Genomic DNA, 23,408 nt, shown 5'->3' on the forward strand with positions numbered 1-23,408 from the left:
CCGTGCCCCACCACCGCCGTCTGCACCTTCGAGGTGTCGTACTGCCGGACGGGGACCAGCGCGACCTGTGGGTGGTCGAGGGGGTGGTACGGACCGAGCCGGTCCGTGACGCGGACACGGTGGCGACCGGGGTCTGGCTGATGCCGGGACTGGTGGACGCGCACTGCCATGTCGGGCTGGATGCCGATGGCGCGGTGCCGGATGAGACGGCGGAGCGGCAGGCGCTGGCCGATCGTGACGCGGGTGCTCTGCTGCTGCGCGACGCCGGCTCTCCCGCCGACACCCGCTGGATCGATGGCCGGGAGGATCTGCCGAGGATCATCCGCGCCGGTCGGCATATCGCCCGGCCCAGGCGCTACACCCGCAACTACGCCGACGAGGTGGAGCCGGACGAGCTGGGCGCCACGGTGGAGCGGCAGGCCCGGGCGGGCGACGGCTGGGTCAAGCTGGTCGGTGACTGGATCGACCGGGACGTCGGCGACCTGGCCCCGCTGTGGCCCCAGCGGGCGCTCATGGCCGCGGTTGACCGGGCGCACCAGCTGGGGGTGCGGGTGACGGCCCACATGTTCGGCGAGGAGGGCCTGACCGAGCTGTTGGCCGCCGGGGTGGACGGCATCGAGCACGGTACCGGGCTGACCGCAGACCATCTGGCGACGATGGCCGAACGCCAGGTAGCGCTGGTCCCGACCCTGGTCCAGCTGGACAACTTCGAGGCGTTCGCCGCTGCCGGGGAGGCGAAGTTTCCCAGCTACGCCGCCCATATGCGATCGCTGTATGCCAGCCGGCTGCAGGTGTTCGCCGACGCCGTCGAGGCAGGGGTGCCGATCTACGCCGGCACGGACGCCGGCGGAGTGCTGCCGCACGGACTGATCGGGCAGGAGGTGCAGGCGCTCGGCCAGTTCTGCTCAACCGAGTACGCCCTGGGCGCGGCCTCCTGGCGAGCGCGCCGCTGGCTCGGGCGACCCGACGCGCTCACCGACGGCGCGCCGGCGGACCTGGTCGTCTTCGACGCCGACCCACGCACCGAGCTGGGCGTGCTCCGGCATCCACGGCTGGTGATCCTGCGTGGCCGGCTCGTCGGCTGACCGCCGGCGGTGCGTCGGTCGGGCAACCCCGGTCAGTCGGCACCGCCAGCGGGCCGCCGCCGTACTGCTGGTCCTGCTGCTGACTCTGCCGCTGCTGGTCGCTCGGCCGGCCCTGGCCGGCGCCGACGACCTTCCGGTCATCGAGACCGCGATGACGCTTCGCGGCACCCCCGAGCCGGACGGGACCCCGGTCCGGCTCGACGTCTCCATGCTGGCGACCAGGTCCGACCAGCCACGTCCCGCAGTGGTGCTCGCGCACGGGTTCGGCGGCAGGAAGACCGACAGCGCCGGCGTCGGCCGGTCACTGGCCCGGGCCGGCTACGTGGTCTTCACCTACACCGCCCGCGGGTTCGGCCGTTCGGGCGGCAAGATCCATCTCGACAACCCCGGCTTCGAGGGTCGGGACGCGACCCGGGTCGTCGACCTGGCGGCGACGCGGCCGGAGGTGCAGAAGATCGATGGTGACCCGGTGGTCGGGTTCGCCGGCGCGTCGTACGGGGGTGCGGTGGCTCTGCTGGCGGCCGGGCTGGACCCACGGATAGACGCCATCGCGCCGGCCTTCACCTGGCACAGCCTGACCCAGGCGCTGTTCCCGCAGTATGCGACCACCGGCCGGCAGAGCAGCCCGGCCGAGGTGTCGCCGGTCCGCCAGGCCGGCGTCTTCAAGCAGCGCTGGGCCTCGCTGTTCTTCCTCAACGGTGGCGGCCTCAACACCGGCGGTGCCTCCGACGACGGAGCCGGCCGGTCAGCCGGGCGGGAGCTGTGCGGCCGCTTCACCCTGGAGCTCTGCCGCGGCTATACCGCGACCGCACGCAGCGGCCGACCGGACCGCGGGCTGGTCACGCTGCTGGACCAGTCGAGCACCGAGCCCTTCCTCGGCCGGATCACGGCACCAACTCTGATCATCCAGGGCGAGCAGGACACGCTCTTTCCGTTGGACCACGCCGATGCCAACCTGCGCGGGCTGCCCGCCAGCACCCCGTCCCGGATGAGCTGGGTGGCTGGTGGCCACGACAGCCAGATCTCCCTGGACGCCCTGCTGCCCGAGCTGACGGGGTGGTTCGGCAGGTACCTGAAGCACGACCAGACACCGGCGGCAGCCGGCTTCGACTACGTCGTGCCACAGACCTCGTTGGTCGGACGCGACGGCGGCACCCGGGAGCCCGAGCAGTTCTCGCTGACCGCCTACCCCGGTCGAGGCACGGCGTTGCGTCGAGACGACGTCCGCCTGCATGGGCAGAAGCAGACGATGGTGTCGCCGCCGGGTGGCAGCCCGGCCGCGCTGACCAGCCTGCCCGGCAGCAGAGGCGCGCTGTCGGGCCTCGCGGGCGCCGGCAGCTACCCGCTGGGGGTGTTGCCGGGACAGTCCGTGATCTTCACCACCGACCCGCTGGACCGCCCGCGGACGCTGGTGGGACGCGGCGCGGCGAGCCTGACGGTCACGTCGTCGACGTCGACCGCGACCCTGTTCGCCACCCTGTGGGACCTCGGTCCTGCGACCGACGCCGGCCCCTCGACCGCGGTCCTGCCCCAGCAGGCGGTGGCACCGCTCCACCTGGCTGGTCTGGTGCCGGGCCGGCCGACGACGGTCCGGCTCGCCCTGCCGCCGGTGGTGCACCGGGTCCCGGTCGGTCACCGGCTGCAGTTGGTGGTGTCGAGCACCGACCAGGCGTACGCCATCCCGACGAGCCCGACCGTCTACACCGTCGGCCTGGCCGGTGAGCCGGTGCTGAGCCTGCCGGACGTCACCGGGGCGCCACTCGACACCGCCACGGTGAGGGTGCCGCTACCGCTGCTGGTGGTCGTCGCGGCACTGGTGCTGGCCGCGCTGGTCGCGATGGTGGTGCTGTGGCTGCGTCGGCGCAGCGCGCATCCGCGGCCGGAGCTGCGCGGGACGCCGCTGGTGGTGGAGGACCTGGTGAAGACGTACCGCGACGGGACCCGGGCCGTGGACGGGGTCTCGTTCAGTGCTGAGGCTGGCCAGGTGATAGGGCTGCTCGGCCCCAACGGAGCTGGCAAGACCACCACGATGCGGATGATGGTCGGGCTGATCAGACCCGACTCGGGCGGCATCTGGGTCGCCGGCGAGGCGGTGCACGCCGGCGCCGACGTGCTCGGCTCGGTCGGCGCCCTGATCGAGGGTCCCGGCTTCCTGCCGCATCTGACCGGCCTGCAGAACCTGCAGGCGTACTGGCAGGCCACCGGGCGCCCCGCGGCTGAGGCCCGACTGGAGCAGGCGCTCGAGATCGCCGGCCTCGGCAGCGCCGTGCATCGGCGGGTCCGCGGCTACAGCCAGGGAATGCGGCAGCGGCTGGGGATCGCTCAGGCCATGCTCGGGCTGCCCGAGCTCCTGCTGCTCGACGAGCCGACCAACGGTCTCGACCCGCCACAGATCAAGGCGATGCGGACGGTGCTCACCGACTATGCGGCGACCGGCCGCACCGTTGTCGTTTCCAGTCACCTGCTGGCCGAGGTCGAGCAGACGTGCAGCCATGTGGTGGTGATGCACAACGGCAGGGTGGTCCTGTCCGGGGCCATCGACGAGCTGACCGTCACTCCTGACGTCACGGTCATCGGCTTCGAACCCGACACCGACCCGGCATCTGCGGCGGCGGTGCTGCGGGAACTGGGCCTCGAGGTGCAGGTCGAGGGCCACGGGTTGCGGGTGCACGGCGACCGGCCGCGGGCGGAACTGGTGTCCACCCTGGTGCAGCATGGCTTCGGCATCGACGGGGTCGATGGCCACCGTCACCTTGAGGAGGTCTTCATGAGCCTGGTGACGGCGCCGGCGGAGGTCTCATGACCCAGCTGCCCCGCCCATGGTCGCCCGTCATACGGCGGCGGTCGTTGCCGCTGCGGGCCGAGATCGGCCGCCAGCTGCGCCGTCGCCGGACCCGGGGGGTCTTCGTCGTGCTCGTGCTGCTGCCGCTCATCCTGATCGGCGCCTTCGCCCTCGGTGACGACCCGAACGACACCGGCCCCCGAGGTTTCGTGGACCTGGCCCAGGAGAGCGCGGCCAACCTGGTCGTGTTCGCCCTGTTCGCCTCGACCAGCTTCCTGCTGGTCGTGGTGGTCGCGCTGTTCTGCGGCGATCCGGTGCCGTCCGAGGCGAGCTGGTCGAGCCTGCGGTACCTGCTCGCGGCTCCCGTCCGCCGGGAACGCCTGCTGCGTCAGAAGCTGCTGGCGGCCGGCGTGTTCTCCGCCGCAGCGCTGGTCTTCCTGCCGGCCTGGGCGCTGCTGGTCGGCGGAGTGGCCTACGGTTGGGGACCCTACGTCGGGCCGACCGGGGAGCAGATCGGCTGGCCGGAGTTCGGGCTGCGGCTACTGCTCATCACCGGCTATCTGATGGTGAGCCTGCTGGTGGTGGGTGCCTTCGCCTTCGCCCTGGGGGTCTGGACCGACGCACCACTGGCCGCGGTCGGCGGCGCGGTGCTGTTGATGATCCTGTCCGCCATCCTGGACTCGATCACCGCCCTGGGCGACCTGCGCCAGGCACTGCCGGGCCACTATGCCTACGCGTGGGCCGATGCGCTGGCGCCGCGGGTCGACTACTCCGACATGGCCACCGGTGCGCTCTGGTCGCTCGGCTATGCGGTGGTGCTGGTCGCCGCCGCTGTCTGGCACTTCCTGCGGAAGGACATCACCAGCTGACCAGAGCTGGTCACGACTCGGCAGGGGAGCCCAGCTGCTCGGCGAAGAACTCCTCGATCCGCCGCCAGGCGTCCGCCGCTGCGACCGGGTCGGGTCCCACCCCGGCGATCCGCAGCAGCGGCCGCAGCACCCGAGGTCCGTTCGGGGCGTCGTTGAGGAAGCTGTGGCCGGCGGTGGGGTACTCCGCGACGTCGTGCCGGACGCCGGCTCTGCGCAGAGCCTCGGCGAGCCTCGGTGCGGCGCCGGCGAGACCCTTGTCGCGGGCACCGTAGCTGGCCACGATGGGACAGCTGCCGGCGACGGCGGCGTCCAGGTCCTCCGGCAGCCGGCCATAGTTGACCGAGCTGGCGTCGAAGCCGCGGCGGGCCAGCAGCAGGGCGAAGCCGCCGCCCATGCAGAAGCCGATCACCCCGACCCGCCCGGTACAGCCGGGATCGGCCTTGAGGTGCTGCCGCGCGGCCTCCAGGTCGGCGAACGCGGGGCCTGCCCCGGCCTGCAGCGTCCTGAAGGTGCTGACCAGGCAGCGGAGGCGAGGTCCCGCACTGAACAGGTCCGGCGCCAGCACGACGTAGCCAGCCTCGGCCAGCCGCCTGGCCTGCCGTTCCAGCACGTCGTCCAGCCCGAATGCCTCGTGCACCATCACCACGCCCGGCCACGGACCAGGGTCGCTGGGCCGGACGAGGATTGCCTGCACCTGCCGGGTGCTGCCGCCTCTGCCCGGGTCGAGAACGACATGACTGAGATGGGTGTGCATGGAGCAAACCTAGTCTCAGCTGCCGCCGGTCAGAACAGGCTCTCCTTGGCGACCCGGCGGGCCAGCCAGTTGGCGAGCAGCAGCATCGACAGTGCGATCACGGACTTGAACAGGCCGATCGCGGTCGCGTACGAGTACTGCGGCAGCGCCGAGACGAAGGCCACCCGGTAGGAGTAGGTGTCGATCACCTCGGACACGGACAGGTTCAGCGGGTTCTGCATCAGCAGCACCTTCTCGAAACCGACCGACAGCATCGAGCCCATGTTGAGGATCAACAAGGTAATGGTCACCGGCAGGATGCCCGGCAGGTCGATGTGCCAGATCCGCTTGACGAGGCTGGCGCCGTCGACCTTGGCGGCCTCATGCAGCTGCGGATCGATGCCGGAGAGGGCAGCCAGGTAGATGATCGCCGAGTAGCCGAGCGTCTGCCAGGCCCCGGACCAGACATAGGTATGTCGGAACAGGGACTCGCTGAAGAAGTCCGTGGGCTGCCCACCGAAGAACTGGATGGCCTGGTTGACGATGCCGCCGCTCGGGGAGAACAGCATGATCAGGATGCCGACCACGACCACGGTGGAGATGAAGTGCGGAGCATAGGTGATGAGCTGGACACCACGGCGGTAGAGGTTGCTCCGGACCGTGTTGAGCAGCAGCGCGAGGATGATCGGCAACGGGAACAGCGCGATCAGCTCGTAGAAGTTGAGGATCAGTGTGTTCTTGAGGATCGGCCAGAACTGGTATGAGGTCAGGAACTGCTCGACGTACTTGAAGCCGGCCCAGGCGCTGCCGGTGATGCCCCTGGCGACGCTGAAGTTCTTGAATGCGATCTGAAGGCCGTAGAGCGGCCAGTACAGGAAGAGGATGGCGTAGATCGTCGGCGGCAGCAGCAGCACGTACAGCTGCCAGCCGCGGGCCATCCTTCGACCGAGCGTGTGACGGTAACCGGTCCGGAGGCCCCTGGGGGACGGTCCGTTCGGCGTTGCTGGGATCTTGGCGTCCAGCTGTTCGATAGCCATGTCGTCCTCCTGCTACTTCAAGGATCCGATGAGAGCACCCTTGACGAAGTGCTTCTGGACGAAGGGGTAGGCGATCAGTGGTGGCACCATGGCGATCACGATCAGCGCGTACTTGAGCTTGTCGAAGAGCTCCTTGCGTCGCAGTAGCTCGCCGACGTCCGGGCCACCGATCTGCGCCGGGTTAACAGCACTCTGGGCGAGGATCTCCCGCAGCACCAGCTGTAGCGGGTAGAGATCGGCGTTGGTCAGGTAGATGAACGCCGAGAACCAGCCGTTCCACTGCGCGATCCCGTAGAACAGGAGGTTCACCGCGATGATCGGCTTGCTCAGCGGCAGCGCGATCCGGAAGAAGAACCGGAAGTCGCTGGCACCGTCGACCTTGGCCGCCTCGAGCATCTCGCTGGGGACGGTGATCTTGTAGAAGGTCCGGGTGATGATCATGTTGAAGACGCTCATGCAGCCCGGCAGGATGATCGCCCAGCGGGTGTCGAGCAGACCCAGCTGGCGGACCACGATGTAGGTCGGGATGATGCCGGCCGAGAGCAGAGTGGGGATGAGGAAGAAGAAGGTCAGGACTCGGCGGAAGGGCAGGTCGTCACGGGAGAGCGGGTAGCCGGCCAGCACGGTCAACGCGGTACCGAGCAGACCGCCGGCCACGGCATAGATTGCCGAGTTCATGAAGCCGGTCACCAGCCGCGGGGACTCGAGGATCGTCTGGTAGGCGTCGACGTTGAACCCGACCGGAAGAAACTTGACCGCACCCGAGTTGATCGCCGCCGCACTGCTGAACGAGGAGCTGATCACATAGATGAGTGGATACAGCACCGACAGCGTGAACACCGCCAGCACGGTGTAGTTGATGATGTTGAAGGCCCGGTCACCCCGGGGCTCGGCGATCCGCCGAGCCTTCCGGGGTGTGGTGGCCTCAGCCGTGGTCACTGCCATCACTTGGGCCGCTTGTCGTAGGCCTGCTGGTAGATGTCGAGGTAGGCCTTCAGGCCGATCGCGTCGAACTTCTTGGTGTAGTCGCTCCAGGCCTTGTCATCGTTGATGTCCAGCTCGCCGACCGAGAACTTGGCCAGGCTCTGCTTGACGTGGGTCTGGATGGCGGCCGCGGTATCGGCCTTCTGGGCCGCTGCGGACTCGTCGAACAGCAACGGCGGGACCTGCATGTCCTCGGGCTCGGCGAACGGCTTGTAGCCGACCGACGCCTCGTAGAGGTCCTTCTCGAAGTCCGGCTTCTTCGGGTCGATGTACTGGCCGAGCCGGAAGTCGTTCGAGCGGTACATGATCGAGTACTGGTCCCAGCCCTGGCCCTCGGGAGCCGGGAACTTGGTGAGCCGGAAGACGGCCTGCTTGCCGTTGATGCCCTTGTCGCCCTGCTGCGCCCACTCCCAGTTCTTGTCCTTGGTGCCGCCGTAGGCGCCCATGATGGCCTCGAGCTCCATCTGGTAGTCGCCCCACTGCACCAGCAGCTCCGGGTTCTTGCAGGCGCTGGTGATGAGCAGCGACTGGGACTGGTAGCCGTAGTGGTCCCAGCCGGCGTACTGCACGCCGTTCGGACCCTTCAACGGCGGCACTGCGATGTAGTCGCGCCACGGGTCGTTGCCGTTGAAGGTGATGTCGATGAAGCTGCCCCAGTAGTAGGCCCGGACAAAGCCCAGCCGCCCCTGGTTGCCCGCCTTGAGGAAGGCCTCGTCCGGCATGGTGAAGGCGTCCCGCGTCAGCGTGCCGTCGTCGTACAACGTCCGCAGGAACTTCAGACCCTCGCGCCACTCGGGCTTGTTGGCCACGAAGTCGACCTTACCGTCCTTGAGCTGCATCCAGCCACCATTGGCGTCGCCGCCCGGGTTGTAGAGGAAGGCGTTCATGATGTAGCGGTCGACCTGGTTGTTCACGTTGGCGCCGAACGGGATGATGTTGCCCTTGCCGGTCGGGTCCTTGTCCTTGAACAGCTTCAGCACCTGACGCAGGTCATCGGTGGTCTCTGGCATCTTGGCGCCGACCTTGTCCAGGTACTTCTTGTTGATCCAGGCACGTCCAGGGCTGATCCGGCAGTGGAAGCAGTCGTTGATGCCGGAGAACTGGTAGGTCTTGCCGTCGGTGGCCGCGGTGAGCGTCTTGAAGCCGGGGTAGTCCGTCCGCGCCCGCCGCATCTCGGGGGCATAGGTCTCGATGTAGTCGTCCAGGGCGACGAAGATGCCCTGCTGGCCGTACAGCGAGATCTGGTCATTGCTGAACGGAATGCCGAGGAAGGCGTCCGGCAGCTCGCCGGAGGCGATCATGGCGTTGACCTTGGTCAGGTCGATCGAGCCATCGGAACCGGTGGTGAGGATGGCCTGGAACTCGACCTTGAGACCGGTCCGCTCCTCCATCCACTTGGTGAAGCCGTTCTTGTTCCAGTCGCCGACGACCTGCGCGTTCTGCTGCACGACGACCTTGAAGGTCTTGGACCCGTCATGGAACGGCTTCTTCTGGGTCGCGCGGGGCCCGACGTAGCCCTCGGGGTAGAGAACCCCCGGCGTCGCCTCGCCCAACTCGACCTTCTTGACGTTCTCGAGGCCCTTGGGCTTGTCACCGCTGCTGGTCTTCTCGCCTGTGCAGGCGGTCAGGAGGGAGGGGAAGGCAACCGTTCCCAGCCCTAGGCCGGCTGCTTTGAAGAACGCTCTGCGCGAAACATTCGATGATGATCCAGGCAATACATCTGATGACATAGCGGCGAATCTCCACTTCGATGTGGGTCGGGACAGGTCTGTAGGCGGAAGCCTGACTGGATCATTCATCAAAGATCAGACTTTTGTCAACGACATGGCCACTGTTCGAGGGTGTCATCCTAGATCGTTATCTAGTCCAGCGGTGGGCTGACGCACAAACGGGAAGGGTGGCCGGTCCTGACCCCACGGGGACCGCGGGTGGTTCGGTTCGCATCGAGGCCATCCTGTCTGGCAGAATGCACGCTGCGTCTGTATGTCATGGTGCCCTCTCATCGCCGGGCATGCAGATCCATCCGAACGAGTTCCTGGTGCCCCACGCCAGATGACGAGTTCACCCGTACAGTCTGGGCCAGGACCCAGGCACACCCATACAGGAGTATCCACACACGTGGCTGTCAAGATTCGTCTGAAGCGACTGGGCAAGATCCGCTCGCCCCACTACCGCATCGTGGTCGCCGACTCGCGCACCAAGCGCGACGGTCGTGCCATCGAGGAGATCGGTCTCTACCACCCCAAGAACGACCCGTCGGTCATCCGGGTCGACTCGGAGCGGGCGCAGCACTGGCTGTCTGTCGGCGCCCAGCCGACGGAGGCTGTCATCGCCATCTTCAAGCGCTCCGGTGACTGGCAGAAGTTCACCGGCGACACCAGCCCGTCTGGCGTCGACCCGCAGCCGGAGAAGAAGAACAAGACCGAGGCCTTCAACGCCGCTCTGGCCGACTCCAAGGACGAGCCGACCAGCGCCGCCATCTCGCGGTCGAAGAAGAGCGACAAGGACGAGACTTCGTCCGACCAGTCCGACGTGGCCGCGTCTGACGAGGCTGGGTCGACCGGCGCCGAAGGCTGATCGTGCTGGCCGAGGCGCTCGAGCATCTGGTCCGTGGCATCGTGTCCAACCCGGACGAGGTCCGGGTCGAGGACAAGGATCTGCGTCGCGGTCGGATGCTCGAGGTTCGCGTTGACCCGAGTGACATCGGCAAGGTGATCGGACGCTCTGGTCGCACGGCGACGGCTCTGCGCACCGTCGTCGCCGCACTGGCGGGTCGGGAGCAGGTGCGTGTCGACTTCGTCGATGTCGACAAGCGTCCTCGATCCGGTGGCCAAAGCCGCGGGCGGCGCTGATCCCTAACCTTGCGCAGCTGAACGCACCGGCGCCCTGGCTGATCCCTCGGGATCGGACCGGGGCGTCCGGCATTTCCGGGTCGACACGAGAGGAAGCATGACCAGCACAGTCGAGGTGATCGTCGGCGTCATCGGCCGGCCGCACGGCCTTCGGGGTGAGGTCGCCATCGAGCTGCGCACCGACGAGCCCGAGCGGCGGTTCGCTGTCGGCCAGGTGTTGTCGGTGCAAGACGAGGACCGTACGCTCACCGTCGCCGCCCGACGGATGCACAACGGTCGGCTGCTGCTGACGTTCGCCGAGCTCACTGACCGCACGGCCGTCGAGGGCGCGCGTGGCCTGCTTCTGGTGGCCCGGGTGCCCCAGGACGAGACGCCGGAGGATGACGGGGAGTACTACGACCGGCAGCTGGTGGGACTGCGCGTCCTGGACGCGGCCGGTCGTGAGGTCGGCAAGGTGCTGCAGGTGGTCCATCTGCCGGCCCAGGACCTGCTGGAGATCAGTACGGCCGGCTCGGCCCGGCTGGTGCCGTTCGTGGCCACCCTGGTGCCCGAGGTTGACCTGGCGGCTGGCCTCCTCCGGCTGGCCGAGGTCCCGGGCCTGTTGGCCGACGAGGATGACCAGGTCGCGAACGACGCCGGGACGGACCACTAGTGCGGCTGGACATCGTCTCGATCTTCCCCGACTACCTGGCCCCGCTGTCGCTGTCGCTGCCGGGTAAGGCGATCGAGTCCGGGCTGGTCGACCTGCGGGTGCACGACCTCAGGCGGTGGACCCACGACCGGCATCGGACCGTCGATGACACGCCTTACGGTGGCGGCGCCGGGATGGTGATGAAGCCGGAGCCGTGGGGAGAGGCTCTGGACGAGCTGGTCCCAGACGCGCCGGTCCCTGACGCGCCGGTCCCAGACGCGCCGGTCCCAGCCCAGCTGGGGCGGGACGACGAACTTCAAGGGAATCAGGCCCCCGATGACCGGTCTCAGGACGACAGGGCTCTGGTCGGCGCGCCCAGGCTGCTGGTGATGACACCGTCGGGTCGACCGTTCACCCAGGCGCTCGCCGGCGAGCTCGCCCTGGAGAGGCACCTGGTCATCGCCTGCGGGCGCTATGAGGGCATCGACGCACGCGTGGTCGAGCATGCCCGCGCTCGGATGCGCGTCGACGAGATCAGCATCGGCGACTACGTGCTCAACGGGGGCGAGGCTGCTGCACTGGTGATCACCGAGGCGTTCGTCCGACTCATTCCCGGCGTTATCGGCAATCCGGAGTCACTGGCCGAGGAGTCCCACTCCGCCGGCCACGACGGCCTGCTGGAGTATCCGGTGTATACCAAGCCACCCAGCTGGAGAGGCCTGCAGGTGCCGGACATCCTGTTCTCAGGCCATCACGGCGAGATCGCTCGCTGGCGGCGCGAACAGGCGGTGGAGAAGACCCGGGCACGCCGACCCGACCTGCTGCCGGCTGAGTTGCGCGAGATCATCGTCGGCGAGGCCACCTCGTCGGATGCAGGGGAGTTGCTGACCCTGCAGCTGGCCGCCGGCGCCGCTGATACGTCGTCCGTGACGCTGGATGACGTGCTGGCCTCGCTGCAGGGCGCCACCGTGCTGGTGGCCCGCCAGAACGGCCGGCTGGTGGGCTCAGCGCGAGGTGAGGTCGTCGATGGCGAGGTCTGGAGCGTCGGCAGGCCGATGGTGGTGCCCGACCTGCGGAACCGTGGGATCGGCGAACGACTCCGGGCCGAGATCCAACGGCTCGCGCCGGCTACCTGTCAAAGCATGCGGATCGCGCCCCCCGACCCTGCGGTCTGAGCTTGTCGAAGACCCCCGACCCCCTGCGGACTACGTGGTCTGAGCTTGTCGAAGACCCCCGACCCCCTGCGGACCACGTGGTCTGAGCTGGTCGAAGACCCCCGACCCCCTGCGGACTACGTGGTCTGAGCTCGTCGAAGACCCCCGACTCCCTGCGGACTACGTGGTCTGAGCTCGTCGAAGACCTGGTGCAGTGCCCTTCGAGCTCAGGTCCGCCCTTCGACAGGCTCAGGGCGCGTAAACAGGGTCAGCGGGCGGTGGTGTGGGGCCCTTCGACGGACTCAGGGCGCGTAAACGGGCTCAGCGGGCGGTGGTGCTAGGCCCTTCGACAGGCTCAGGGCGCGTAAACGGGCTCAGGGCACGCCCTTCGACAGGCTCAGGGCGCATATAAACAGGCTCGGGGCGCGGCGACAGGCTCAGGGCGCGGCGACAGGTTGAGGGGCGAGGTCAGACGGTCAGGCGGCGAGGCCGAATCGCTGTCGGATTCGATGGTGGACGAGGGGGCGTTGGGCGGGGTCGCGCCATCGCGGGGGTACCCAGGCGGGGAGCTTGTTGATCATGACGCAGCTCCAGCCGCGGTCGGCGAACTCCCGGTGGTGGTAGCCGCAGAGGAGCGTCAGATTGTTGACCTCCGTGCGGCCACCGTCGAGCCAGGAACGCACATGGTGCCGTTCACACCACTCCGGTGGGGCGCTGCAGCCGGGAAATGAGCAGCCGCCATCGCGAGCCATCAGGGCCAGCGTCTGGTTCTTGTTGGCGATCCGACGGTCACGGCCAAGGTCGAGCGGCAGGCCGCTCCGGGTGAAGGCGGCGGGAATGATCTCGGCCTCGTTGGCCAGCTTGAGGACCTCACTCACCGGCAGCAGGGTGCCGTCAGAGGTCTCACCATGGCCGCACCGCGCCAACAGCTTCTCCACGTCGATCATGACGACTACCGTGGCCGGCGTTCCGCCCGAGTCCGGCAGTCCGCCCGCACGCAGCAGTCGGGAGGCGACATCCTCCAACGCGTCGTGGAGTCGCTGACCGGCGCTCCGTGGGTCCGGACCGTCGGCGTCGGTGGGTCTGGGCGCTGCCAACGGCGAAAGGACCGCGAACAGCTTGGCGCCGAGTCCGGGAGTCACCCTCCCGCCGGGGGTGAAGGAGCCATCGCGGTTCGGTCGCAGCCAGAAGTCGCGCAGGTTGCTGTGCGCGATGTCGTCCAGCCGGCCATCGGGTAGCAGCACTTCCACCAGCTTGCTGGCCGCCTTGCGGAAGTCCTTCGGTACGAGCTGTCCGCTGAGGTCCGTCAGCGTCTGCTCTGCAGCCGACACCTCGGTCGGGTCGAGACCGGCACGTTCGAGCAGCTCCAGGGTGTCGATCGCGGTAGTGCGCTGCTCCGGGTTGAGTCGTCCGCTGCGGAGCAGGTCTGACAACACCGGCCGGTTCGGCGGCAACGGATCGCCCTGCAGCGTCGACCGAGGGCGCAACGCCTCGGCTGCCCTGACCCGGTTCCGGGCCTCGCCCGAAGACACGCTCAGCAGTTGGCTGAGCAGTCCCGCCGTATCGCGCTGAAGCCACCGTCGCCCAAGGCCACGCTGGTCACACTCGGCGATCAGTTGATGATCCACGAGAGCCAGCCGATTTCTGACTCGTTCGAAGTCCTGCCCGAACTCGGCCAGGGACTCGTCGTTGAGGTTCTGAAGCCCTCCGCTCTCCGCGAGCGCGATCAGGTCAGCCAGTACCCTGTCCAGCTGATCCAGCAGTTCCATGGATCCATGTTAATCGAACATGCGTTCGAATACAAGACCTCAGGAAGGCTCATCTTCGCTGAAGACATACTCCTCGGAGAACAGCGGTGGGCGCTCCATCGCGAACACCTCGTCTGAGCCGTCATCGGTCTCCAGCGGACCCAGCTCCTGTTGCTGGTAGGTCGCGATGTAGCCCCAGGTCGGCTCCAGGCCCTCGGTCTCCAGCAGGGCCTCCTGGCCGCGTACGTGGGTGATGTTGTAGATGGCCAGGCCGACATTGTGGTTGTGACTGGCCAGGTCGTCTTCGGTGGTGTCGGGGTACTCCTCCCGCCACGCCGCCTTGCCGGCCGCGATCACGGCGTCCTCGTCGACGACTTCGAAGTCCCAGCGGGCCAGCCGACTGATGCCCGTTACGGGCCCGAGGCCGTCGTCGCCGTCGATGAGCTGTTCCAATAGGTCGTCCAGCTCGTCCTCCTCGTCGTCCTCGGGTTCGAACGCGTCGTAGAACGGCGTCCACTCGCCGCAGTGGTCAGACTGCCGTTCCGTGAAGCGGTGCAGAGCCTCACGCAGCACCTCGGCCGACGTGTCGATACTGTCCTCGGCCGCGGGGCTGGTGGCGGCGCAGACGACGTCGACATGATGCTTGAAGGCCTCGATGACGTCCTGTGCGGCGAGACGCACCGCGGCCGCGCTCCGAGCCGAGAACTCCGGCTCCCAATCCTCGTCGGAGTCGTCGGGGTCACCGGAGAAGCGGTCCTGGTTCATGCCTTCAATCTAGGCCAGCCGGTGGTGAAGGAGAAGGCTGCGCTACGACGCTCCCGGAGCGACGCGATTGCGGGTCCGACGCAGGATGAGACGTACGCCACGCCAGGCTTGCCTAACTTAGCGGTTTGCCCGGCTGCGTTCTAGTGTTGACCACGTGGCGACAACTTCTTTGACCCCGCAACAGCGGGCTGTCAGGTCGACTGTGGTGCTGAAGAGCCTGATGGCCATCAGCGGCTTGATCATGGTCGGGTATCTCATCCTGCACATGTACGGCAACCTCAAGCTGTTCGCCGGTCGGGAGGCGTTCGACGGCTACTCCCACCATCTGCGTGTGATCCTCTATCCGCTGCTGCCGCACTCCGGCCTGCTGTGGATCATCCGGGTGGTCCTGCTGGCCAGTGTGCTGATCCACTTCTATGCGGCGATCACCTTGTGGCGGCGAAACAACAGGGCTCGCGGAGGCGTCAGCCGTTACCAGAGCAGTCGGGCACGTCGCGGGGTCCAGCGCTCCTACTCGTCGTTCACGATGCGCTGGGGAGGAGTGATCATCCTGCTCTTCGTGATCTACCACCTGCTGCACCTGACGGCGAACGTGATCGCGCCTGGAGGTGCCTCGGCCTCGCCGTACCAGCGGGTCGTCAACGGATTCTCCATCTGGTGGGTGGTGCTGTCGTACACCATCGCCATGCTCGCGGTGGGCCTGCACCTGCGTCACGGTTTCTGGAGTGCCTTCGCCACCTTGGGCGCCAACCGGAGCGCCAAGACCCGGTCCGTCCTCAACGGGCTCGCCTGGCTCGTCGCAGTGGTGATCACGGTCGGGTTCCTGCTCCCGCCGTACTTCGTCCTCTTTGGATTGGTGAGATAGATGACCGAACACACGACAGCAGCCGCTGTCGACACCCTGAAGTCCGTCGACGCGGACACGCTCTACACCGAGGGTGCTCCGATCAAGGATGACAAGGCGCCCGGCGGCCCGATCAACGAGCGCTGGGACCTGCGCCGGTTCACCGCCAAGCTGGTGAACCCGGCCAACCGGCGCAAGCTGTCGGTGATCATCGTCGGAACCGGGCTGGCAGGTGCCTCGGCGGCTGCCACTCTGGGCGAGGCGGGGTACCGGGTGAAGAGCTTCTGCTACCAGGACAGCCCGCGGCGCGCGCACTCGATCGCCGCCCAAGGCGGCATCAACGCGGCTAAGAACTACCGTAACGACGGCGACTCCATCTACCGGCTCTTCTATGACACGGTCAAGGGTGGCGACTTCCGCTCCCGCGAGTCCAACGTCTACCGGCTGGCGCAGGTCAGTGTGGAGATCATCGACCAGTGCGTGGCTCAGGGGGTGCCGTTCGCCCGCGAGTACGGCGGCCTGCTGGACAACCGCTCCTTCGGCGGGGTCCAGGTCTCGCGGACCTTCTATGCCCGTGGGCAGACGGGCCAGCAGCTGCTGATCGGTGCCTACCAGGCTCTGGAACGTCAGGTGGCCGCGAAGACGGTTGAGATGCACACCCGGCACGAGATGTTGGAGTTGATCGTCGTCGATGGCAAGGCCCGCGGCATCGTGGCCCGCGACATGGTCACCGGTGAGATCGAGACGCACTTCGCCGATGCTGTGGTGCTGGCCTCCGGCGGTTACGGCAACGTGTTCTTCCTGTCCACGAACGCCATGGGTTGCAACGTCACCGCCACCTGGCGGGCGCACCGCAAGGGCGCCCTGTTCGCCAATCCCTGCTACACCCAGATCCACCCGACCTGCATCCCGGTCAGTGGTGCGTATCAGTCCAAGCTGACCCTGATGAGCGAGTCGCTCCGCAACGATGGCCGGATCTGGGTCCCCAAGAGCGGCGAGGACAAGCGCGACCCGCGCGAGATCCCCGAAGCCGACCGGGATTACTACCTGGAGCGGATCTACCCTTCGTTCGGCAACCTGGTGCCGCGGGACATCGCGTCCCGCGCCGCGAAGTATGTCTGCGACGAGGGTCGGGGGGTCGGCCCCGGTGGCCTGGGTGTCTACCTGGACTTCGCCGATGCCATCCAACGGTTGGGCCGGAAGGCAGTCGAGGCCAAGTACGGCAACCTGTTCGACATGTACGCCCAGATCACCGGCGAGAACCCTTACGAGACGCCGATGCGGATCTACCCGGCAGTGCACTACACGATGGGCGGTCTGTGGGTCGACTATGACCTGCAGTCCAACCTGCCCGGGCTGTTTGTGGCCGGAGAGGCCAACTTCTCCGACCACGGAGCCAACCGGCTCGGAGCAAGCGCTCTGATGCAGGGTCTCGCGGACGGCTACTTCGTGCTGCCGAACACGATCAACGACTACCTGGCCGCCGGGCCGTTCGAGCCGGTCGACGCTGCGCACCCGGCCGCCCTCGAGGCGGTCCAGTCGGTCAACGAGCGGATCCAGAAGTTCCTCTCCATCAACGGCACCCGGACAGTGGACAGCTTCCACAAGGAGCTCGGCCACATCATGTGGGAGTACTGCGGGATGGAGCGCAACGAGGAGGGCCTGCGCAAGGCCATCTCCCGGATCCGCGAGCTCAGGGACGAGTTCTGGGTCGACGTCAAGGTGCTCGGCACCAACGAGGAGCTCAACCAGACCCTCGAACGGGCCGGCCGGGTGGCCGACTTCTTCGAGCTGGCCGAGCTGATGTGCGTGGATGCCCTGGTCCGCCGGGAGTCGTGCGGCGGTCACTTCCGGTCGGAGTCACAGACCGAGGACGGTGAGGCGCTGCGGCATGACGACGAGTTCGCCTACGTCTCGGCCTGGGAGTTCGGCAACGGCGGTCAGCCCGTCCTGCACAAGGAAGCGTTGGAGTACGAGTACGTCGAGATGAAACAACGGAGCTACAAGTGAACATCACCCTGCGCGTATGGCGTCAACCCAACGCTGCGGCCGAGGGCCGCATGGTCACCTACCGGGTCGAAGACGTCTCCGAGCACATGTCCTTCCTGGAGATGCTGGACGTCCTCAACGAGCGACTCACGCTGGAGGGCGACGACCCGATCGCTTTCGATCATGACTGCCGGGAGGGCATCTGTGGGATGTGCGGTGTGGTGATCAACGGCATCGCCCACGGGCCGCAGCAGACCACGACCTGCCAGCTCCATATGCGGTCGTTCGCCGACGGGGCGGTCATCGACGTAGAGCCGTGGCGGGCGGAGCCGTTCCCGGTGATCAAGGACCTGGTGGTGGACCGGAGCGCCTTCGACCGGATCATCCAGGCAGGCGGGTTCATCAGCGTACCGACCGGCTCGGCACCCGACGCGCACGCGACGCCGGTGCCCAAGCGCGACGCCGACCATGCCTTCGACGCCGCCACCTGCATCGGCTGCGGGGCCTGCGTGGCCGCCTGCCCGAACGGCTCGGCGACCCTCTTCACAGCCGCCAAGATCACCCACCTCGGGCTGCTGCCGCAGGGTCAGCCGGAGCGCGACTCCCGGGTGCTGGGCATGGTGGCCCAGCACGAGGAGGAGGGGTTCGGCAGCTGCACCAACATCGGCGAGTGCACCGCAGTCTGCCCGAAGGGGATCCCGCTCGAGACGATCTCGAGGATGAACCGGGACCTGCTGGGCGCCCTCTCCCGCAACCAGGCCTAGCCACGACCGAGGGCGGTTGCGGCCAACGGCAGGATCCGGGCCAGCGGATGCGGCCCGCCACCTGAGGGATCGTTGGTCGGGTCGACCGCCCAGTAGTGCTCGGTGCCGTACCAGAGGTACACGCCGATCATCATCCGGTCACCGACCACGGTCATCCCGATGCCCTCGAAGTAGCCCGCGTCCCGGGTGGTCTCGGCCGGCCGCTTGTAGACGATCTCGGTGAACTTCGCGCTGCCGTTCTCCACCGTGACCGGATACCACTCGGGCCTGCTGGGCTTGCCGTTCTGGGTCTCGCGGACCTGGAAGCCGGCCTGGGCCAGCGCGCCGGGACAGCTGTCGACCCAGCCGGTGTAGGTGCGGAAGGCCTTCCGCGCCGTTGCCTCGTCAGGGAACTGCAATACGAGGGTGTAGATGTTCGGCAGGTCCCTGAGGGGGTAGTCGGCGGCGGGCTTGGTGGGGGGCACCTCACGGTAGTTGCGCCCAAGCCGGCTGCTCGCGCCCAGCACCTCCAGCCCGGCCCGCTGGCAGACCGACAGCTGATCCAGGCTACGGCCGACACCGGCCGGCATCTGGCGGGACGAGGCGATCCGATAGGCCGGCCGCGGCGGAAGGTCGGCCGCCGGGATGAGATTTCGACTGCTGAGCGTACGGGTCTTCGGGGACGGCCGATCCGTGGCCCGGGTGCCCGCCAGGCGCTCTGCCACCTTGGGCAGCGACCGGAACATCGGCTGCAGTGGGAGCTTGGCTGAGCCCTTGTCGTAGGACCAGTGGGAGTCCTGGCCGCTCGTCAGCATGGAGACGAACGTGACCCGCTCGTCCACCCGGACCAGCCCGTAGTAGTCGAAGCTCAGCGGGCTCGAGCCGGGGGCGCCGAGCACGTCGGCGTACACCTCGATGAACTTCGCCTGACCGGCGCCCGCGTCCACGTCATACCAGTCACCATGGCCGGCCTTGTGATGACCTTGCCGGGTGAGCGTCCGAGCGCAGTCATCGGCCCAGCCGGTCATCGTCTTGACGACTGCCTCAGCCTGGGCAGCCGTGTCGAACTGCATGGTGACGGCGCTGGCGAAGTTGCCCTTGGTGCTGCCGGACAGGACATAGTCGCGGCGGAAGATGGCCACCGGTCCGAACGACTCGGGGTTGGCCAGGAAGCAGCTGCTCGCCACATCCTGACCGGCGCCCGAGTAGGTCTCGGAGACCTTGAAGTCGCCGGGCTGATGCCATTCGAGGTCGGCCTCGGTCGGCAGGTTGGTGGCTGACACCAGCGGCACCGGCGCAGCGGTGCGCTGGGGCTTCGGCGTGTGCGCCACCGGCGGCGGCAGCGTCGTGAAGAGGCCGTTCCCGGTGACCACAGCGCCACCGGTGAGGATGACAGCGGCCAGTGCCGCAGCCAGGGCGACGGCGTGCCGGCGCCGGCGACGGCGGGTGCCGAGCTCGCGGACCCGCTCGGCGGGCAATGGAGTGGCGTAGCGCTCACCCTCGTGAGCCAACTCCTCCAGCCCGGGGAAGTGGTTGTTCTCAGCCATGGCGCAACTCCTGAGGTACCTCGTCGGCGAGCAGCCGGGCCAGTGCGGCGCGGCCGCGCGACAGTCGAGCCTTGACCGTGCCGACCGGCGCTCCGACCTCGTGCGCCACGTCGGCGACCGACAGGTCGCACAGGTGGTGCAGGACGATGGCTCGCCGTTGGTCGTGGGGAAGTGTCTGCAGTGCGTCGTTGAGGGCGACGCGGGTGACGTCGGGCTGCGGCGGCGGCGCCGGCTCGTGGGCCCGGTCCGGTGGCAGGAAGGCGCGTCGGGCCCTGCGCCACCGGCTGACCGCCAGCCGGTACGCAACAGTCCTGACCCAGGCCTCCGGCGACTGGTCGGTGTCCAGCGTCCTGCGTTTGTCCCACGCTCGTACGAACGCTTCCTGGACGCAGTCCTGGGCCTCGGTCAGGTTGCCACAGATGGCGTAGATCTGGCCGACCAGTCGTCCGAAGGACTGGGTGTAGAACACGTCGAACGCTTGTTCGTCCACCAGTCCTCCATCTCATTACTGCTGTCTCTACGCTGCCGGGCAGGGCCAGGTTGCATGCTTCGACCACCGGATGTGCGGGCGGGGGTGTCGCGGGCAAGGACGTCACCGCCCACTCTTTCATCGCGACGGCCGGTGTGATGGCCGGACGGCGGCAGCGTCGGAGCTCGATCTGCCAGGATCGGGACATGCGCCTACTCATCCTTGGCGGAACCGCCTTCCTGTCCGCGGCCGTCGCGCGTGAGGCTCTCAGTCGTGGTATCGACGTCAGCTGCCTGGCTCGCGGGACCACAGCCGAGCCGCCCGTTGGCGCACGGTGGATCCGGGCCGACCGTGACAGCGGCGCCGAGGCCTATCCGGCCGGTGACTGGGACGCCGTCGTGGAGGTCTCCTGGCAGCCCCGACAGGTCCGGCAGGCGCTGGCCGCCCTGGCCCAGCGGACGGGGCACTGGACCTACGTGTCGACCTGTTCGGTGTACGCCGACAACGACGTCCCGGGGGCGGACGAGTCGGCGCCGTTGCTGGCTGCGGAGGTGGGCGACGGCCCGGTGTCGGCCGAGAGGTACGGCGAGGCGAAGGTGGCCTGTGAACAGGCCACGCTGGCGGCGGTCGGTGACCGGCTGCAGATCAGCCGACCGGGGCTGATTGCGGGTGCCGGCGACGGCAGCGACCGGTTCGGCTACTGGCCGGCAAGGTTCGCCCGGCAACCGGATGAACGGGTGCTGGTGCCGAACGACGGTCGGCACACCCAGGTGATCGGTGTGCACGACCTGGCGCGGTGGGTCGTCGATGCGGCCGCGAACGGCACGACCGGGATCTTCAACGCTGTCGGTGAACCACTCCCGCTGCCCGAGCTGCTCGACCGGGTGCAACGGGTGGCTGACCATCGTGGCGACCAGGTCCGAGTCGATCACGACTGGCTGGTCGAGCAGCAGGTGGGCTACTGGTCGGGACCGGAGTCGCTGCCGCTCTGGCTGCCCTCCGGCTATCAGGGGTTCGGCGCCAGGTCGAATGCGGCGGCGAAGCAGGCAGGACTACGGCTGGCACCGGTCGACCAGCTGATCGCCGAGACACTGGACGACGAGCGGCGGCGAGGACTCGGCCGGCGACGGCGGGCCGGGCTCAGCCCCGAGCGGGAAGCCGAGCTGCTGCGGCTCTGGGATCTCCGCTAGCTGCGACGCCGTCGGTGGCCTGTGGCGCCTTCCGAGCCGCAGCAGAAACTGTGTTGCGGGCGTCGGGCGGCTGTCTTAGCCTTTACGGGTCCCTGTCGCCGATCGAAGGACAGCCCGTGTCGCTCTGAGGTCGAAACCTCCACCCGCCAGCCCGTGACCCATTGTCACGGCGCTGCACCCTTTTCGACTTCAGGAGCACAGATGCACCCTTCGCTAGTCTGTCATGACCTCACCTTCGGCTGGCCCTCCGGCGAGACCGTCTTCACCCAGCTCGATGCGGTCTTTCCGGCTGGTCTCACCGGGCTGGTCGGGCGCAACGGCGTCGGCAAGTCCACCCTGCTGAAGATCTTCGCCGGCGAGCTGTCGCCCACCTCTGGTCGGCTCTCCGTGCCGACCAGCATCGGCTACCTGCCGCAGAACCTGGTGCTGGCCGAAGAGCTGACAGTCGCCGACGTCCTCGGCATCGGCGAGGTCGTTGCCGCCCTCCGCCGTATCGACGCCGGGGCCGGTGAGCCTGCTGACTTCGAAACCGTCGGCGACGAGTGGGACGTCGAGGCGCGCTCGGCGGCGGTGCTGACCCGTTTCGGTTTCGCCGATGTCGATCTTGACCGGACCATCGGTACCCTCTCCGGCGGTGAGGCGGTCCTGATCGCACTGGCCGGCCTGTTCGTCGCCGGGCCGGACTTGTTGATCATGGACGAGCCGACCAACAACCTCGATGTCGCTGCCCGTGAGCGGCTCTTTGAGGCGGTGGCGTCCTGGCGGGGGACAGCGATCATGGTCAGTCACGACCGTGCCCTGCTGGAGCTGGTCGACTCCATCGCCGAGCTGCGCGAGGGGTCCCTGCGCTTCTTCGGCGGCAACTTCAGCGCCTATACGGAGGCGCTCGCGATCGAACAGGAGGCTGCCGCCAGGGGCGTACGCAGCGCTGAGGCCGAGGTGCGCCGGCAGCGACGTGACCTGATCGAGGCGCAGACCAAGCTGGACCGGCGGCAACGGTTTGCCCGGAGCCAGTCCGACAACCTGCCCAAGATCGTGGCCAACGCCAAGCGCAACCAGGCCGAGGGTTCGGCCGCGAAGCTGCGGGGCGGGCACGAGGCCGACCTGGCCGAGGCGCGGCAGCGGCTGGAGGCCGCCGAGGAGCGGGTCCGCGACGACGACGTGATCAGGATCGAGCTGGACTCGACCCTGGTGCCACCGGGTCGGGATGTGCTGATCTTGGACGATGTGGTGCTGCGCCACGGGGTGCGGGTGTCGGCGCACCTTCGTGGGCCGGAACGGATCGGCCTGCTCGGTCCCAACGGTGCCGGCAAGACGACGTTGATCGACACCGTGCGTGGGGCGATTCAGCCTCGCTCCGGCTCCGTCGACCTGCGGGTGCCGCACCGGCTGCTGCCGCAACGGCTGCAGGTGCTCGACGACGACCTGACCGTGCTCGCGGGGGTGTCGAAGCTGGCGCCGGGTGCGGATGACAACACTCTGCGGGCCCAACTGGCCCGGTTCCTGCTGGACGCCGACATGATCGCCCGGCCGGCCGGGAGCCTGTCCGGCGGCGAACGTTTCCGAGCCAGCCTGGCCGCGTTGCTGCTGAGCGAGCCGCCGCCGCAGCTGTTGATCCTGGACGAGCCGACCAACAACCTGGATCTGGACAGCGTCCGGCAGCTGACCGCCGCGCTCTGCGCCTACCGCGGGGCGCTGCTCGTCGCCAGCCACGACCAGCCCTTCCTCGAAGACATCGGGCTGACCGGGCAGCTTGAGCTGGGGGCGCCCTAGACTGAGGCGGTCGACGGCCTGGCAGCCACGCTCCGAGTCGTGCCGGCCGACGAGCGTCAGCCAGCCGAACGGCGCAGGTCGCCGATTTCGTCCCGGCAGCACCGATGTGGCAAACTGGTGCGCTGTTGCTTGCTGGTCTCGGCTCCTGCCACAGGGGGACTGTCCAAGGCCCAGGCACATCCCATCGAAACACACCACCGTGGTGACCTGTGG

General features: G+C 68.1%; 20 protein-coding genes. 12 read left to right on the plus strand and 8 right to left on the minus strand.

Going from position 1 to position 23,408, the window contains the following annotated elements:
- The first annotated feature begins 2 nt into the window (after positions 1 to 2).
- Genes JOE57_RS16455 through JOE57_RS16465 form a run of 3 tightly spaced genes read left to right on the plus strand, consistent with a single transcriptional unit; the run spans position 3 to position 4,736 of the window.
- Positions 3 to 1,085 (plus strand): amidohydrolase family protein, encoded by a 1,083-nt coding sequence (locus JOE57_RS16455; protein WP_204919672.1) that lies wholly within the window; start codon positions 3 to 5, stop codon positions 1,083 to 1,085.
- Positions 1,066 to 3,888 (plus strand): alpha/beta fold hydrolase, encoded by a 2,823-nt coding sequence (locus JOE57_RS16460; RefSeq protein WP_204919673.1) that lies wholly within the window; start codon positions 1,066 to 1,068, stop codon positions 3,886 to 3,888. The genes JOE57_RS16455 and JOE57_RS16460 overlap by 20 nt, the downstream gene beginning before the upstream one ends.
- Positions 3,885 to 4,736, plus strand: a complete 852-nt coding sequence (locus tag JOE57_RS16465) for an ABC transporter permease (RefSeq protein WP_204919674.1) — start codon at positions 3,885 to 3,887, stop codon at positions 4,734 to 4,736. The genes JOE57_RS16460 and JOE57_RS16465 overlap by 4 nt, the downstream gene beginning before the upstream one ends.
- Positions 4,737 to 4,746: 10 nt before the next feature.
- Here JOE57_RS16465 and JOE57_RS16470 read toward each other — a convergent pair whose 3' ends face one another.
- The 4 genes from JOE57_RS16470 to JOE57_RS16485 are packed head-to-tail and all read right to left on the minus strand — an operon-like array spanning position 4,747 to position 9,220.
- Positions 4,747 to 5,490 (minus strand): dienelactone hydrolase family protein, encoded by a 744-nt coding sequence (locus tag JOE57_RS16470; RefSeq protein ID WP_204919675.1) that lies wholly within the window; start codon positions 5,488 to 5,490, stop codon positions 4,747 to 4,749.
- A 29-nt stretch (positions 5,491 to 5,519) separates the two neighbouring features.
- Complete coding sequence (locus tag JOE57_RS16475; RefSeq protein ID WP_204919676.1) at positions 5,520 to 6,506, minus strand: ABC transporter permease; 987 nt, start codon at positions 6,504 to 6,506, stop codon at positions 5,520 to 5,522.
- Positions 6,507 to 6,518: 12 nt separating this feature from the next.
- On the minus strand, positions 6,519 to 7,451 hold the full coding sequence (locus tag JOE57_RS16480; protein WP_204919677.1) for a carbohydrate ABC transporter permease: 933 nt from the start codon (positions 7,449 to 7,451) through the stop codon (positions 6,519 to 6,521).
- Complete coding sequence (locus JOE57_RS16485; protein ID WP_204919678.1) at positions 7,451 to 9,220, minus strand: type 2 periplasmic-binding domain-containing protein; 1,770 nt, start codon at positions 9,218 to 9,220, stop codon at positions 7,451 to 7,453. The genes JOE57_RS16480 and JOE57_RS16485 overlap by 1 nt, the downstream gene beginning before the upstream one ends.
- A gap of 388 nt (positions 9,221 to 9,608) precedes the next feature.
- Here JOE57_RS16485 and rpsP point away from each other — a divergent pair, with 388 nt between their 5' ends.
- The 4 genes from rpsP to trmD all read left to right on the plus strand — a co-directional run bounded on the left by rpsP (position 9,609) and on the right by trmD (position 12,148).
- Positions 9,609 to 10,067, plus strand: a complete 459-nt coding sequence (gene rpsP, locus JOE57_RS16490; RefSeq protein WP_204919679.1) for a 30S ribosomal protein S16 — start codon at positions 9,609 to 9,611, stop codon at positions 10,065 to 10,067.
- Positions 10,068 to 10,069: 2 nt separating this feature from the next.
- Positions 10,070 to 10,342 (plus strand): RNA-binding protein, encoded by a 273-nt coding sequence (locus tag JOE57_RS16495; RefSeq protein WP_204919680.1) that lies wholly within the window; start codon positions 10,070 to 10,072, stop codon positions 10,340 to 10,342.
- Positions 10,343 to 10,439: 97 nt separating this feature from the next.
- A complete protein-coding gene (rimM, locus tag JOE57_RS16500) occupies positions 10,440 to 10,994 on the plus strand; it encodes a ribosome maturation factor RimM (RefSeq protein ID WP_204919682.1) in 555 nt (184 codons plus the stop codon).
- Positions 10,994 to 12,148 carry a tRNA (guanosine(37)-N1)-methyltransferase TrmD gene (gene trmD / locus JOE57_RS16505; RefSeq protein ID WP_338041352.1) on the plus strand — a complete coding sequence of 385 codons (1,155 nt, stop codon included), beginning with the start codon at positions 10,994 to 10,996 and terminating at the stop codon, positions 12,146 to 12,148. The genes rimM and trmD overlap by 1 nt, the downstream gene beginning before the upstream one ends.
- 455 nt (positions 12,149 to 12,603) lie before the next feature.
- Here the strand turns inward: trmD and JOE57_RS16510 are convergent, their stop codons facing one another.
- The gene (locus JOE57_RS16510; protein WP_204919683.1) at positions 12,604 to 13,896 is read right to left on the minus strand and encodes an HNH endonuclease signature motif containing protein; all 1,293 of its coding nucleotides are present in this window, start codon (positions 13,894 to 13,896) and stop codon (positions 12,604 to 12,606) included.
- Positions 13,897 to 13,935: 39 nt separating this feature from the next.
- Complete coding sequence (locus JOE57_RS16515; RefSeq protein WP_204919684.1) at positions 13,936 to 14,640, minus strand: hypothetical protein; 705 nt, start codon at positions 14,638 to 14,640, stop codon at positions 13,936 to 13,938.
- Positions 14,641 to 14,794: 154 nt separating this feature from the next.
- On the opposite strand from JOE57_RS16515, the gene JOE57_RS16520 reads away from it, so the two are divergent.
- Genes JOE57_RS16520 through JOE57_RS16530 form a run of 3 tightly spaced genes read left to right on the plus strand, consistent with a single transcriptional unit; the run spans position 14,795 to position 18,237 of the window.
- Positions 14,795 to 15,505: a succinate dehydrogenase/fumarate reductase transmembrane subunit gene (locus JOE57_RS16520; RefSeq protein ID WP_204919685.1), complete on the plus strand. Its 711-nt coding sequence runs from the start codon at positions 14,795 to 14,797 to the stop codon at positions 15,503 to 15,505.
- On the plus strand, positions 15,506 to 17,494 hold the full coding sequence (locus tag JOE57_RS16525) for a fumarate reductase/succinate dehydrogenase flavoprotein subunit (protein WP_204919687.1): 1,989 nt from the start codon (positions 15,506 to 15,508) through the stop codon (positions 17,492 to 17,494).
- Complete coding sequence (locus JOE57_RS16530) at positions 17,491 to 18,237, plus strand: succinate dehydrogenase/fumarate reductase iron-sulfur subunit (RefSeq protein WP_204919689.1); 747 nt, start codon at positions 17,491 to 17,493, stop codon at positions 18,235 to 18,237. The genes JOE57_RS16525 and JOE57_RS16530 overlap by 4 nt, the downstream gene beginning before the upstream one ends.
- Here the strand turns inward: JOE57_RS16530 and JOE57_RS16535 are convergent.
- Together JOE57_RS16535 and JOE57_RS16540 are read right to left on the minus strand one after the other, a co-directional pair.
- Positions 18,234 to 19,763 carry a hypothetical protein gene (locus tag JOE57_RS16535; protein WP_204919690.1) on the minus strand — a complete coding sequence of 510 codons (1,530 nt, stop codon included), beginning with the start codon at positions 19,761 to 19,763 and terminating at the stop codon, positions 18,234 to 18,236. The genes JOE57_RS16530 and JOE57_RS16535 overlap by 4 nt on opposite strands.
- Entirely contained in the window at positions 19,756 to 20,253 is a 498-nt protein-coding gene (locus JOE57_RS16540; RefSeq protein ID WP_204919691.1) for a SigE family RNA polymerase sigma factor, read from the minus strand. Before JOE57_RS16540 ends, JOE57_RS16535 begins: the two co-directional genes overlap by 8 nt.
- 185 nt (positions 20,254 to 20,438) lie before the next feature.
- Between JOE57_RS16540 and JOE57_RS16545 the strand changes: the two genes are divergently transcribed.
- On the plus strand, positions 20,439 to 21,422 hold the full coding sequence (locus JOE57_RS16545; RefSeq protein ID WP_204919692.1) for a Rossmann-fold NAD(P)-binding domain-containing protein: 984 nt from the start codon (positions 20,439 to 20,441) through the stop codon (positions 21,420 to 21,422).
- A gap of 201 nt (positions 21,423 to 21,623) precedes the next feature.
- Positions 21,624 to 23,195 carry an ABC-F family ATP-binding cassette domain-containing protein gene (locus tag JOE57_RS16550; RefSeq protein WP_204919693.1) on the plus strand — a complete coding sequence of 524 codons (1,572 nt, stop codon included), beginning with the start codon at positions 21,624 to 21,626 and terminating at the stop codon, positions 23,193 to 23,195.
- Positions 23,196 to 23,408 lie beyond the last annotated feature (213 nt).

The organism is Microlunatus panaciterrae (genome assembly GCF_016907535.1).
GTDB lineage: Bacteria > Actinomycetota > Actinomycetes > Propionibacteriales > Propionibacteriaceae > Microlunatus > Microlunatus panaciterrae.

What these genes read in the sequence shown, in the direction of transcription:
- JOE57_RS16465 (WP_204919674.1), top strand. Translation starts at nt 3,885, where the DNA reads ATGACCCAGCTGCCCCGCCCATGGTCGCCCGTCATACGGCGGCGGTCG.
- JOE57_RS16470 (WP_204919675.1), bottom strand. Translation starts at nt 5,490, where the DNA reads ATGCACACCCATCTCAGTCATGTCGTTCTCGACCCGGGCAGAGGCGGC.
- JOE57_RS16475 (WP_204919676.1), bottom strand. Translation starts at nt 6,506, where the DNA reads ATGGCTATCGAACAGCTGGACGCCAAGATCCCAGCAACGCCGAACGGA.
- JOE57_RS16480 (WP_204919677.1), bottom strand. Translation starts at nt 7,451, where the DNA reads ATGGCAGTGACCACGGCTGAGGCCACCACACCCCGGAAGGCTCGGCGG.
- JOE57_RS16485 (WP_204919678.1), bottom strand. Translation starts at nt 9,220, where the DNA reads ATGTCATCAGATGTATTGCCTGGATCATCATCGAATGTTTCGCGCAGA.
- rimM (WP_204919682.1), top strand. Translation starts at nt 10,440, where the DNA reads ATGACCAGCACAGTCGAGGTGATCGTCGGCGTCATCGGCCGGCCGCAC.
- JOE57_RS16510 (WP_204919683.1), bottom strand. Translation starts at nt 13,896, where the DNA reads ATGGAACTGCTGGATCAGCTGGACAGGGTACTGGCTGACCTGATCGCG.
- JOE57_RS16515 (WP_204919684.1), bottom strand. Translation starts at nt 14,640, where the DNA reads ATGAACCAGGACCGCTTCTCCGGTGACCCCGACGACTCCGACGAGGAT.
- JOE57_RS16525 (WP_204919687.1), top strand. Translation starts at nt 15,506, where the DNA reads ATGACCGAACACACGACAGCAGCCGCTGTCGACACCCTGAAGTCCGTC.
- JOE57_RS16535 (WP_204919690.1), bottom strand. Translation starts at nt 19,763, where the DNA reads ATGGCTGAGAACAACCACTTCCCCGGGCTGGAGGAGTTGGCTCACGAG.
- JOE57_RS16545 (WP_204919692.1), top strand. Translation starts at nt 20,439, where the DNA reads ATGCGCCTACTCATCCTTGGCGGAACCGCCTTCCTGTCCGCGGCCGTC.
- JOE57_RS16550 (WP_204919693.1), top strand. Translation starts at nt 21,624, where the DNA reads ATGCACCCTTCGCTAGTCTGTCATGACCTCACCTTCGGCTGGCCCTCC.